Raw genomic sequence first — 11,834 nt, forward strand, 5'->3', positions numbered from 1 at the left:
GCCCCCCTCAGAGGGGAGCGCAACAGCTTTTAGTCCCCACCTCTAAGGGGGGGCGTTGCGAAGCAACGGGGGGGTTCACCTTCCACCTCAATATTCCCTACCCCCCAACCTACAGCCTGCCCCCCAACACCCGCCCCGCCACTGCCGCCAGCACGCCCAATACCACGCTAGCCACTGCATAGGCCACCGCTGCCCCGCCTGCCCCGCGCTCCAACAAGCCGTCTACATCCACGCTGAACGTGCTAAAGGTGGTAAACGCGCCCAGCACCCCTGTTCCGAACGCCAGCCGCGCCACTTCGGGCCACACGCCGCGCCCGACGAGAGCCACCGTGAGGCCCAGCAAGAACGATCCCAGCACATTGATGACCAGAATGCCCAGCGGAAAGCCTGCGCGGGCGGCCAACGGCGCGAAGGCCAATGCCACGCCGTAGCGGGTCACCGCGCCCACCGCGCCGCCAAGTGCCACCCAAGCCCATGTGTTCATTGGTGGATAGGGTAAGGGATCGTAGAACGTGGAATGTGGATCGTGGGAAAAGACAGGGCCACAACCAAAGGTTATCTTTCCCCGACAGTCTTCCCCACGTTGCGCGATCCACACTCCACTACCCTACGTTCATGATTCAAGCCAAGCGGCTGGACGGCAGCCCTTTCGAGTGGGCCGGAGAAACACAGGATCTCTGGCTGGATGTGCAGGACGTGACGCCGGATGAACTAGCCCTGCTGCGGGACGCCTTCCCCATCAACAAACTGGCGCTGGAAGATACGCTGGAAAAGGGCCACTGGAGCCGCGCCGAGCAGTACCCCGAACACACGTTTATTACCATTCGTAGCCTCGCCAAGCCCCAAGACCCCGACGACTTCACCGAGCGCCTGAGCATTTTTATGTATCCGCAGGCCATCCTGACACTGAGTACCAACGGCACGCACGCCCTGACTGCCGTGTGGGACATGATTGGCCGCGAACACATCAACACGCCGCAGGAAATCATGTATGAGCTGCTTGACCACACCGCCGACACGTTTTTTACGCTGGCCGACTCACTCGAACTGCGGGTGGAGGCGCTGGAAGAACGGGTCTTCAAGCATCAGCGCCAGAATCCCGTGTCGGACGTGTTCGATCTCAAGCACTTGATCAGCCACGCCCGCCGCCTCGCCACCGATGCCCGCGAAGCCGCCGCCTTGCTGGGCCGCCACGCCAACGGCAGCGCCGCCGATCTGGTGCGCTACCGCGATGCCCAAGACAGCTTTACCCGCGCCAGCAGCCACTTGGACGGCCTACGAGACTACCTGACGGGTCTGCTTGACCTGCACCTGAACTTGCAGAGCCAGCGCATGAACGAGGTCATGAGAACCCTGACCGCCGTGAGCGTGATCTTTTTGCCCCTGACCTTCTTGGCGGGCGTGTGGGGCATGAATTTTCAGCATATGCCAGAGCTGCCGTGGAAATACGGCTACGCGATGGCGTGGGCCAGTTTCGCGGTGGTGGGCGGGTTGCTGGCTTATTACTTCAAGCGGCGGGGGTGGTGGTGAATGGGGCGGTGGGATGTGGGAAAAGCTGTTCCTACCGCCCACAACCTACATCCCACACCCCCTCCCTACTCCAGCGCCCCCACCCCAGTCAGATGCCGCCCCACGATCAGGGTATGAATGTCGTGCGTGCCCTCGTAGGTGTCCACTGTTTCTAGGTTCAGCATGTGGCGAATCACCGGATATTCGGTGGTGATGCCGTTGCCGCCCAGCAATTCGCGGGCAAGGCGAGCGCCGTTCAGGGCCACCCGGACATTGTTCCGCTTCGCCATACTGACTTGTGCAAAGTTCATGCGGCCTGCGTCTTTCAGTTGGCCCAAGCGCCATGCCAGCAGCAGTCCAGTGCTGTGATCCGTTGCCATACGCACCAGTTTGTCTTGCACCAGTTGGCGTCCGGCAATGGGTTTGCCGAAGGTAGTGCGGCTGCCCGTGTAGTCCAGCGCGGTTTGCAGCACGGCTTCCAGTGCGCCCAGTGCGCCCCAAGCAATCCCAAAGCGGGCCGAGGTCAGGCAGGACAGGGGCGATTTCAGGCCGCCGCTGCCGGGAAGCAGGTTGGCCGCCGGAATACGGCAGTCTTCCAGCACGATTTCGCCGGTCACGCTGGCCCGCAGGCTCATCTTGCGGGTAATTTTGGGGGCATGAAATCCCGGCGCGTCGGTGGGCACGATAAAGCCGCGAATTACACCCTCGTCGTCTTTGGCCCACACCACCGCAATGTCTGCCGCCGGAGAATTGGTGATCCACATTTTGGAGCCGTTCAGCACGTACTCGCCCCCGTCTAGCCGCGCACGGGTTCGCATCGCGCCGGGGTCGCTGCCGCCGTCGGGTTCGGTGAGGCCAAAGCAGCCGATCAGTTCGCCGCTGGCGAGGCCGGGCAAATACTTCTGGCGCTGTTCATCGTTGCCGTAGGTGAAAATGGGGAACATGACGAGGCTGCCCTGCACGCTGGCGGCACTCCGCAGGCCGCTGTCGACTCGCTCCAGCTCGTACATCATCGCGCCGTAAGCGCTGTAGCTGACGCCCGCGCCGCCGTACTGTTCGGGTGTGGTCGGCCCCAGCAGGCCCATGCCGCCAAACTGCTGCATCAATTCCTTTACCGGCAGGTCGCCACTGTCCCACCACTCGGCAATTTGGGGCATCAGTTCGGCGTCGCAGTAGGCCCGCACACTCTGGCGGATCAGGCGTTCATCGGGGGCCAGCAGGTCATGGACTTGAAATTCGTCGAACATGGGGGGACTCCTTTGGAGACGGTAAGTGGTGAGTGGTGAGTAGTCAGTGGGAAAGGCTCTAAAGCTCTGAATCTTGAACACCCTCTGCCGAGCTGGAGTTGAATTGAAACTGCTGTGGAGAATGCCCGGAGTCTATCCGGCGGAGGGGGTGGCATACATCCCATACACCCGCTCGGCGTTCGCGTCAGTCAGACGCTCCAGTTCATCGGGGTTTAGGCCACGCAGAGCGGCTATGAATTCCAGCGTGTGGCGCACGTAGCCGGGGCGATTGGGCTTGCCACGCTTGGGGACTGGGGCCAGAAACGGCGCGTCAGTCTCCAGCAGCAGTTGGCCCAGCGGAATGCTCTGGGCAGCGGCCTGAATCTCGCGGGCCGTTTTGTAGGTGGTATTGCCCGCAAAACCAAAGTAGGTGTGTGGGCCACGTTCCAGCCCAAAGTGCAACAGCCCCGCATGCCCGCTGAAACAGTGCAGAATCACGGGCACGTCAGGCCAGTTGCTCAGCATGTCCATCACGCCCAGATGGGCAGATTCGGCCCCGGCCTTGTCGCGGGTATGAATCACCAGCGGCTTGCCCACACGCCGCGCCAAGTCCAGTTGCCACTCGAACGCCGCCATCTGCGCGGGCCGCTGCGTGTCGTCCCAGTAGTCGTCCAGCCCGCTTTCGCCTATGCCCACCACACGGGGATGCAGGGCCAAGGCTTCCAGTTCAGCCCGCGCTTCGGGCGAGTCTTCGGCGCTGTCGCCGGGATGAATACCCACTGTGGCCCACACGCCGGGCAGGGTTTCGGCCAGCTGTACGGCGTTGCGGGCGTGCTGCACACTCGCACCGATACAAACCAGTCCGGTCAGGCCCAGTTCGCCGCGTGCCGAGGCGGGATCGTCGAGGTAGTCGAGGTGGCAGTGGGTGTCGATCATGGGCACAGGGTAGTGGGTTGTGGGGGGTATCTTTCAACGTCGCGTGTAAACCCCCCAGTCTGCTCTCCTGCGGAGCTGTACCAGTTCGCAGCCAGCCCCCCTTGAGGGGAGCGCAACAGCTTTTGTCCTCCCCTCTAAGGGGGGGCGTTGCGTCAGCGACGAGGGGGTTCGCCTTCCAACTTGAATCCGTACCCCCTAAGTCTCACCCTCAGTCAGGCTGGCCCCACCACTCTCATGAGGGTCTGACGGTAGAGTGCCTGCGTGTTAAGAGCCGGGTTGTGGACGCTGACGGCGCTGGTCTTGTTCGCGCTGATCTTCGCGTTCTTGCCCAGCGGGAACCAAGCTGGGGCCGGAACGGGGGCCAAGTTGTCTGGCGTGGCTCTGTCGCTGTATCCGGCGCGGGATGAGGGCGCGGTGTGGCGGTTCCGCGCCGCCAACGTGAGTAGTGATCCTGTAGCGGGCGAAACGCGCCTCAGCGGGCTGTCGGACGGGAAACGACTGCTGCGCGAGAAAAACAAAGCGGGCATTTATACCGGGCGCGAGACGCTGGACGCCACCCTGACCGCCCCCAGCCTAACCATAGACAGCCAAGACAACATGACCACCCAGAAGGCCCGCATCACGCTGGTGGCAGAGTGCGCCGACATAGACCTGACTGGGAATGCCCAGCCCGTGAAGATTGAGCAGGGCTATGGCTTCACTGCGCCGCTTGCAGTCATCGACTCTCCGGATGTTACGGGGCGTGTAGCAAAAATCCGTATGAGCTTTCAATTTGTGGTTGAAGACTCTGACAACGACAATTCCACTTACTCGGCCAGTTTAGACCCGACTGAAACTTGCCGGGATGGAAAACGGGTTCCACTCTAATTCCAGCCTTTCATCTTGCCCCTAACCCACTTAAGGAGCTACACCATGACTAAATTCACCCTCAAGACCGCCAAACTAAACCGCAATATCCTGCTGATGGGCCTGCTGGGAGTCACGCTGGCAGCGGCTCAGGCCGACACGAACAAGCGCATCATTACCATTCAGGGTGGGCCACGTGGCGACCTTCGTAATGGGCCGCTGACCTTCAGTGGCAACCCTGTAAAAGCCACCGTGAGTACCCTGCAAATTCAGGCCAGCCAAGCGGTGCTGGCCGCGCCCGCCGGAACCGCGCTGATTGAAGCCAAGGGCAAGCGCACCGCCAACTTTACGGGTACGGTGCAGGTCACGCGGGGCCGCCTGAGCGCCAAGGGCACGGCACTGGCCTACAGCGAATCCACCGGGCAGGGCGTGCTGAGCGGCAATGCCAGCGCCACTTTTCAGCCTGCCAACAAGGAAGACGGCGATACGGTGAGCATTACGGCAGGCCAGATGAGCCTAGACGTAGACAACAACGTATCGACGAGTACGGGCAATGTGGGCCTCAGCAACGGCACGCAAACGGGCAAAGCCGCCAAGCTGATCTTTGACGAAGACCGCGAACTGGCCCAACTGACAGGCAGCCCCAGCCTGACCCGCGCCGCCAAAGGCACCCAAAAAGCGTTGGTCATGACCGGCCAAGAAGTGCGCGTGCTGACCAAAGCCAAGACCCTATACGTGCGCGGCGGCGTGAAACTGGTGCAGGGCACGCTGACCACCACCGGAGACGCCGTGTTTTACGACGATAAGAAGAATGTGGCTTACGTGGTGGGCAACGCCGTGAGCGTGGACAGCAAGAGCAAAGTGACCGTGAAGGCTCCGGCCAGCGGCTACCTAGAGCAGCGCACCGATTTGGCCCGCGTGCGTGGCCTGAACAGCACTTACAAGATTCCCGCCGAACAGTTCAAGCTGCGCGGCGAGTAAGGCCGTAAGCTGATGCCCATGAAACGGTTTCCGGCAGTGGGCTTAGGCCTGACCCTGATGCTGGGGGCCGCCCTGACATGGGGCGTGAATGTGGAGGCGCAGGTCACCGAGCCGACGCCCGCGCCCCCCACGACTACCGAAACCCCACCTGCCGCTGCCCCTGTTCCCAACCCGACTCCCGACCCCGCCGCGCCCCCTGCCGAGGCCGAAGCTGAAAACGCCACGCTGGAACTGATCCGCAAGGGCGACGACGGCAAGGAACGCCGCATCCGAATCGTGCGAACCGGAACCACCGACGCAACGGGCATTTTTACCATCTGCTCGCGCCAAGACGATGAGCCGGAAGACGCACCGACGTTGCTGGTTTTTAGTGAAACGGGCACGGGCGGCATCCAGATTTTCATCGACAAAAACGTTATTCGGGTGCCGCTGGCTCTCGTGACCCAAAAGGATGTGCCCGAAGGCGAGGAAGGCGGCGACGGACGCATTGAAGCCAGTGCCGGAACTGCACGGTTCCTAGACAATCCGCCCGAAGGCAAAACAGACCGCCTGAGCCGGTGCGCTGTAGAAGCCACGCCCAAGCCTAAACAAGGCACGGTGCGGGTGACGCAGGGCAAAACGGAATTGACCGGGCAAAAGCTGGTGTACGACGAATCGGACGGCATAGCCCGGATTGACGGCCCGATTGCCTTTTCCCGCGCCAACGATGACGGCCCCCTAACCGGCAGCAGCCAACGCATAGAAGTCGATGTAGACGATGAAAAAACCATACTGGTGGGCAACGTGGTGCTGACCAGCAAAGGCGGGCGCGTGAGCAAAGCAGGCCGCGTGGAATATGACGACGCGGCGAATGTGGCCCGTCTGATCGGAACACCGGAACAACCTGCCGAGAGTGTGCAGAACGGCGATACGTTGCGTGCCGGAGTGATCTTGTACGACCTAGACCGCAATGAAGTCGTGGCCCGCAAAGCCGATGGCGGAACCATTACGGGCGAGTTTCAGGACGGGGAGCCGGGGACAGGAACGCCAGCAGCAACGCCTCCCGGAGTTCCAGTGAGGCCGACTTTGCCGGTGAATCCGCCGCAGGAGTCACCTTGAACGGCAATCGCTTCGCTCACTCACCCCCTCCCCAACCTACTGCTCCGCAGCTCTGCGAGTCCCCCTCAAGGGTGAGGGAGCAAACACCCCGACACCGCCACCCACAGCGTCCCCGCCGAACTGCGTGTGAGGACGTCGTGCGTGCAACGCGCGGGCCAATTCCATTTTGGAATGAGCTGGCGATTCCGCTTCTAGAGAGGGATTCAGCCGACTTGAAACGCGACAAGATCAATCCTGCCTAGTGCAACGTTAGCTCCCCTGACCCCTGTGGGGGCGGGGGCTGGGGGGTGGGGGAATCCAACGTGGGACAAACTCCAGAAACCGCCCTCATCTTCACTGCCCCAGCCGAACCGTCAACACCGGAATAGGACTCCGCGCCACCAGCTTTTCTGCCGTACTCCCCAAGAAGAAGTGTTCTAGCGAGCCTTTGGCGTGCGTGCCAACCACCAACAACTCAGCGCCCCAATGCTGCGCGGCGTCCAGCAAGCCCGTCACTGGGTCTCCAACCAACAACTCCGCTTCTTCGCCGTCCATCACCAGTTCGTTCAGGCGGCCCATGTCGGCGTGTTCCAGCGTTTGCAGCAGGCTGGGATCGGGCATGGCCGGAGTCATGCCGCCCATCAGGTCAGGTGTGGCAGTCACGCGGGCGTCGGTAACGTGCAGCAGGCGGAGAGTTGCGCCGGGAAAACGGGCGCGGGCCACCTCCAGCGCGTGACCGGAAGACGGCGAGAAGTCAATGCCGACGGCAATTCGGGTAAAACCGAGAGTTGACTTGGTTGCTTCTGGTTGAGTCATGCCCTGACCGTACACCCGCACACCCGCCCAAACCTGAAGGGCGCATAAAGGCCCGTTGGAAGTGTGACGGAACGCACGGTCAGACTGGGCCGCTAGACTTGCCCTATGAAAATGCAAAGTCTAGGGGCGGCCTGCACAGTTACGGGCAGCATGCACTTGCTGACGCTGGACGCGGTGGGCGGCAGCACGCGGCAACTGCTGATCGACTGCGGGCTGTTTCAGGGCGGAGAAGACCTAGAAGCCCGCAACCGCGAACCTTTCCCCTTCGACCCACGCGACCTAGCCGCCGTGATCCTGACGCACGCGCACCTTGATCATGTGGGCCGCCTGCCCATCTTGGTCAAACAGGGGTTCCGGGGGCCGGTGTACTGCACTGCGCCCACCGCCGCACTGGCCGAAACGGTGCTGCTGGACTCGGCGCGGCTACAGGTAGAAGGCTACCGCCAAGACGTGCGCCGCGCCCGCAGGCAGGGCCGGGAAGACGAAGTGCCGCCGCCTCTGTACGAGGAAGAAGACGTTCACCGCACGGTGGCGTTGCTGCGCCCACAACTGGAATTTGGGCAGACGTTGCAGGTGGCCGATATCCGCATTACGCCGCAACGGGCTGGGCACATTCTGGGCAGCGCTTACCTGCTCATCGAATCGGCGCAGGCCCGCCTGATCATGAGCGGCGATTTGGGCAACCGCGAGAGCGGGCTACAACTGGACTTTACGCCGCCGCCCGCTGCCGATGCGGTGGTCATAGAAACCACCTACGCCAACCGGACGCACCGTATTTGGGCCGATACACTTGTTGAATTTAGAGACGCGCTGCGCGAAAGTGTGCGGCTGGGCGGCAAAATTCTGATTCCCAGTTTTGCCATAGAGCGGGCGCAGACCATTTTGTACACCCTCAAGGAACTGATGGACGCCGGAGAAGTGCCGCGTATTCCGGTGTTTCTGGATTCTCCGATGGCGGCGCGGGCCACCCACGAATACTTCGAGTACGGCGACGAACTGATTCCGCCGGTGCGTGAGGCCTTGCAAAACGGCGAAGACCCCTTCCGGCCCAGCACTCTGCACGTCGTTCCTACCGCCGCCGAATCGCAGCGCATCAACCGCTACGACGGCCCCGCCATCATCTTGGCGGGCAACGGCATGATGACGGGCGGGCGCATTCAGCATCACCTCAAGCACCATCTCTGGAAGCCCAGCACCAGCCTTGTGATCGTCAGTTACCAGTCGCCCAGCAGCCTTGGCGGGCGGATCGTGGAAGGCGCTGAGTCGGTGCGAATTATGGGTGAAGACGTGGCGGTGCGGGCCAAAGTGCATACCATCGGCGGCTTCAGCGCCCACGCCGATCAGGATGATCTGCTGGCCTTCCTGAGTACGGCGGGGAGGCCCCACGTGTGGCTGGTTCACGGGGAATTGAGCGTGATGGAAGTCTTCGTTCCCGTGCTGGAAGGGCTTGGCCTGAAGGGAGACATCGTGCCAGACCACGACACGGTAGACCTGTTGGGGGCTGGGTTCCCGGCGGGAAGGCCACCCGGACTGCCCACCGCAGAGGCGCGGGACACGCGGCGGAGTGCGGGCGGCGAGTAGGTTTTGGCGGTTGTGGCGCGGGGTGGGAGTGCGGTCTAAGGGTCTATGGCAGGGCAAAAGGGCAATCGCAGTGCTCATTCACCCCCTCCCCACCCTCCACCCTCAAGGGTGAGGGAGCTAAACCGAGATTCTCGCCCTTGTCTTTTGCCCTCGCCCCTTGTGGGAGAGGGGCGCTGCGAGAGCAGCGGGGTGAGGGGGCAGTTCAGCGACGCCACCGCCCCAGCACCTTAGACCCTCGACCTTTAGACCTTTACCCCGCCTTCCCCGTCACCAGTTTCAGCAACTCCACATACACCCGCGCCGTTACCGTCGCGTCTTCTAGTGCGTCGTGGGCGGCGTAAGTCAGGCCAAAATGCTTGACCAATTGATCTAACGGCGTGCCCACTTTGCGCGGCAAATGCCCGGAGTGCAGCAAAAACTGCGCTACCAACTTGGTATCCACCCGCCCGCGCCGAAAGACCCGGCCTAAATCGGGCAGCAGGGGGGCCAGAAAACGGATATCGAATTGCAGATTGTGGCCGCCCAAGATCACGCGGCCTACTTCGGCGGCATACTCGCGGATGGCCTCTGCGACGGCTTCGGGTGGTTGCGCGGCGGCGTGGTGGGCGGTCAGGTCTATACCGTTGACCGCCATCGCTTCCGGCTCTACGTCGTAGTGTTCGTGCTGCACGCGCAAATGCAAGGGCCGCGTAATCTCACCTTCCGGGGTCAGTGTGACCAAGCCCACCGTCAGCAGCGGGTGACGGGACGGGTCACGGCCCCCCGTTTCGGTGTCTACAAAAATAATCGGTTGGGTCAGGGCGGCCAGCATGGCTTCAGGGTGGCACATCCGGGCCAAAGCGTTAAAGAGCAGCCGCTCAGACTGTTCCTTCACACCGTTGTGCTTTGAACCCGCTAGGCTGTAGCCCAATGAACCGCACGCGCCTAACCTTGCTGCTGCCCGCCCTCGCCCTCACTCTTGCCGCCTGCGGAGGTGGAGGCGGGGAAATAGAGGGGCTGAAAACTTTCACTTATTCGGCAGGCGATCACCGCAGCGGCTCGCTGGTCTACGCCGAAAACCCGCCCGCAGGTGGCGCACACAACGCCGTCTGGCAAAACTGTAGCGTGTATGCCCAGCCCCTCTACAACGAATACGCCGTGCACAGCATGGAACACGGCGCGGTCTGGATCACCTACCGCCCTGACCTAGACGCCGCCTCGGTAGATCAACTGAAAAAACTGGTCGACGGCAGGCCGTACACGCTGCTCAGCCCCTACCCCAACTTGCCTTCCCCGGTGGTGGCGAGCGCGTGGGGCGCACAAGTGAAGGTAGACAAGGCCGACGACAGCCGACTGAAAGCCTTTTTGGACAAGTATGAACAGGGCGCGACGGCCCCGGAGCGCGGCGCAGCCTGTTCGGGTGGATACGGCGCAACGCAATAAAGATTGTAGGGAATGTGGCCCGCAGTTTCATACGGGCCACAGTGTTCCTGACGGTCTAAAACACCTTCAGCTTGTGGAATAAAAATGCCAGTGTGGAGGCCAGCGCCAGTGCCATTCCCAGCACGATCCACATGCCATACGGATTCTGGGCAAAAGGAATCGGCACGTTCATGCCGAAAATACTGGTCACCAGCGTCGGAATCGCCACCAGAATGGTCGTGACGGTCAGCACCTTCACCACCTGATTCACATTGTTGGAAATGACGCTGGCAAAGGCTCCGGCCATGCTGGTCAAAATGTTGCTGGCAATACTCGCCATTTCAATGGCCTGCAAATTTTCGATCAGCACGTCGTCGAGCAAATCTGAATCTTCCTCGTACATTTCAAAGATTCGGTCACGCTTCACACGCTCCATCATGGCTTCGTTGGCTTTCAGGCCAGTCATAAAGTACACGAGGCTCTTTTCCAGTTTCAGCAAGTTCAGCAGTTCGCGGTTTTGCTGCGAGTTTTCCAGTTTGTCTTCGATCAGGTCTACGCGCTTATTAATTTGGCGCACGTCAATCAGAAACCGCTGGGCATTGCGCAAGAACAACTGCAAGGTCAGGCGGTTTTTCTTGGCTGTACTCACGCGCCGCACCAACCCACTAATCACGTCCTTGACCACCGGATTTTCCAGCGCACACACCGTCACTAGGCAATGATCGGTATGCAAAATGCCGAGTGGGACGGTGTCGTAAGGAATATCGCTCTCATCGGGTAGGCGGTAACTGGTCTGCATGATCATCAGCAGTTGGCCGTCTTCACGCTCAAAGCGGGAGCGTTCATCCGGGTCAAGCGGATACGACAGGTAATCAAGTTCCAGCCCAGTTTCGCGGCTAATCCGGGCCAATTCTTCGGGGGTGGGCGTGGTGGCGTTGATCCAGCAGCCATCGCTGTAGCCCTCGGCAGTGGTCAGCTTGCCGCCGATAGAGCGGTAGTAGGTCAGCATAGGCTGCCGCCAAAGCTTAGGTCAGAGGTTGTAAAAGTACGGTGGGTTGAGACAAAAATCGTGTGTGGCGCGTTGTTGGGCACAGCTGGAAGCATGAGCGTCCTCCGGTGGGGTGGGATGGCGTCAAGTTCAAACTGGGCGGTTCGTTGTCCAGAGTTTCGGAATGCACGTCATCACCTCCCTTCCGGCGGGCCTCAGCAGACTGCGTGACCTTACCGCCCGCTATGCTAGCCGCATTTGCCGTAGAGGTGCAAGGGCGGGGCAGAAAAGCGCAGCGGGGGATGCTGGGGGGCTTCCCGAAGTGTGAATGTGTCAGCAGAGCTATGGCTCAAGTAGAGAAAAAAGCCAATAAAAAATCCGCCCTTCTCGGACGGTGGCTGATCTCATTTTATTGATATCAATATAGCGCGGTATGCAAGGCGTGTCAATGCCATACGTTGAAATCCGGACAA

Annotated in this window: 12 protein-coding genes; 6 read left to right on the forward strand and 6 right to left on the reverse strand. The window is 61.3% G+C overall.

The features are described 5' to 3' along the window. Positions 1-109: 109 nt before the first annotated feature. A complete protein-coding gene (gene crcB, locus E7T06_RS16330; RefSeq protein ID WP_136366835.1) occupies positions 110-484 on the reverse strand; it encodes a fluoride efflux transporter CrcB in 375 nt (124 codons plus the stop codon). Between the two features lie 131 nt (positions 485-615). Here crcB and E7T06_RS16335 point away from each other — a divergent pair, with 131 nt between their 5' ends. Continuing rightward, positions 616-1,530, forward strand: coding sequence for a magnesium transporter CorA family protein (locus E7T06_RS16335; RefSeq protein ID WP_136366836.1), 915 nt, complete (start codon positions 616-618; stop codon positions 1,528-1,530). Between the two features lie 65 nt (positions 1,531-1,595). On the opposite strand, the gene E7T06_RS16340 is transcribed toward E7T06_RS16335, so the two are convergent. Both E7T06_RS16340 and E7T06_RS16345 read right to left on the reverse strand, forming a co-directional pair. Further along, positions 1,596-2,756, reverse strand: coding sequence for an acyl-CoA dehydrogenase family protein (locus E7T06_RS16340; protein WP_136366837.1), 1,161 nt, complete (start codon positions 2,754-2,756; stop codon positions 1,596-1,598). Between the two features lie 132 nt (positions 2,757-2,888). Beyond that, on the reverse strand, positions 2,889-3,671 hold the full coding sequence (locus E7T06_RS16345) for a TatD family hydrolase (protein WP_136366838.1): 783 nt from the start codon (positions 3,669-3,671) through the stop codon (positions 2,889-2,891). Positions 3,672-3,932: 261 nt separating this feature from the next. On the opposite strand from E7T06_RS16345, the gene E7T06_RS16350 reads away from it, so the two are divergent. From E7T06_RS16350 to E7T06_RS16360, 3 genes are all read left to right on the forward strand, one after another. After that, positions 3,933-4,538 carry a hypothetical protein gene (locus E7T06_RS16350; RefSeq protein WP_136366839.1) on the forward strand — a complete coding sequence of 202 codons (606 nt, stop codon included), beginning with the start codon at positions 3,933-3,935 and terminating at the stop codon, positions 4,536-4,538. Positions 4,539-4,634: 96 nt separating this feature from the next. After that, positions 4,635-5,498: an LptA/OstA family protein gene (locus E7T06_RS16355; RefSeq protein ID WP_240741117.1), complete on the forward strand. Its 864-nt coding sequence runs from the start codon at positions 4,635-4,637 to the stop codon at positions 5,496-5,498. Between the two features lie 18 nt (positions 5,499-5,516). Next, a complete protein-coding gene (locus tag E7T06_RS16360; protein ID WP_136366841.1) occupies positions 5,517-6,596 on the forward strand; it encodes an LptA/OstA family protein in 1,080 nt (359 codons plus the stop codon). 333 nt (positions 6,597-6,929) lie between these two features. Here E7T06_RS16360 and E7T06_RS16365 read toward each other — a convergent pair whose 3' ends face one another. Then, entirely contained in the window at positions 6,930-7,391 is a 462-nt protein-coding gene (locus E7T06_RS16365; RefSeq protein WP_136366842.1) for a universal stress protein, read from the reverse strand. 105 nt (positions 7,392-7,496) lie between these two features. On the opposite strand from E7T06_RS16365, the gene E7T06_RS16370 reads away from it, so the two are divergent. Then, on the forward strand, positions 7,497-8,972 hold the full coding sequence (locus E7T06_RS16370) for an MBL fold metallo-hydrolase (RefSeq protein WP_136366843.1): 1,476 nt from the start codon (positions 7,497-7,499) through the stop codon (positions 8,970-8,972). Positions 8,973-9,222: 250 nt separating this feature from the next. On the opposite strand, the gene E7T06_RS16375 is transcribed toward E7T06_RS16370, so the two are convergent. Beyond that, complete coding sequence (locus tag E7T06_RS16375) at positions 9,223-9,783, reverse strand: 3'-5' exonuclease (RefSeq protein ID WP_136366844.1); 561 nt, start codon at positions 9,781-9,783, stop codon at positions 9,223-9,225. A gap of 98 nt (positions 9,784-9,881) precedes the next feature. Between E7T06_RS16375 and E7T06_RS16380 the strand changes: the two genes are divergently transcribed. Continuing rightward, on the forward strand, positions 9,882-10,394 hold the full coding sequence (locus E7T06_RS16380; RefSeq protein ID WP_136366845.1) for a DUF3105 domain-containing protein: 513 nt from the start codon (positions 9,882-9,884) through the stop codon (positions 10,392-10,394). A 55-nt stretch (positions 10,395-10,449) separates the two neighbouring features. On the opposite strand, the gene E7T06_RS16385 is transcribed toward E7T06_RS16380, so the two are convergent. Then, positions 10,450-11,382, reverse strand: a complete 933-nt coding sequence (locus E7T06_RS16385) for a magnesium transporter CorA family protein (protein WP_136366846.1) — start codon at positions 11,380-11,382, stop codon at positions 10,450-10,452. Positions 11,383-11,834 lie beyond the last annotated feature (452 nt).

The organism is Deinococcus sp. Arct2-2 (assembly GCF_004801315.1).
Taxonomy (GTDB): Bacteria; Deinococcota; Deinococci; order Deinococcales; family Deinococcaceae; genus Deinococcus.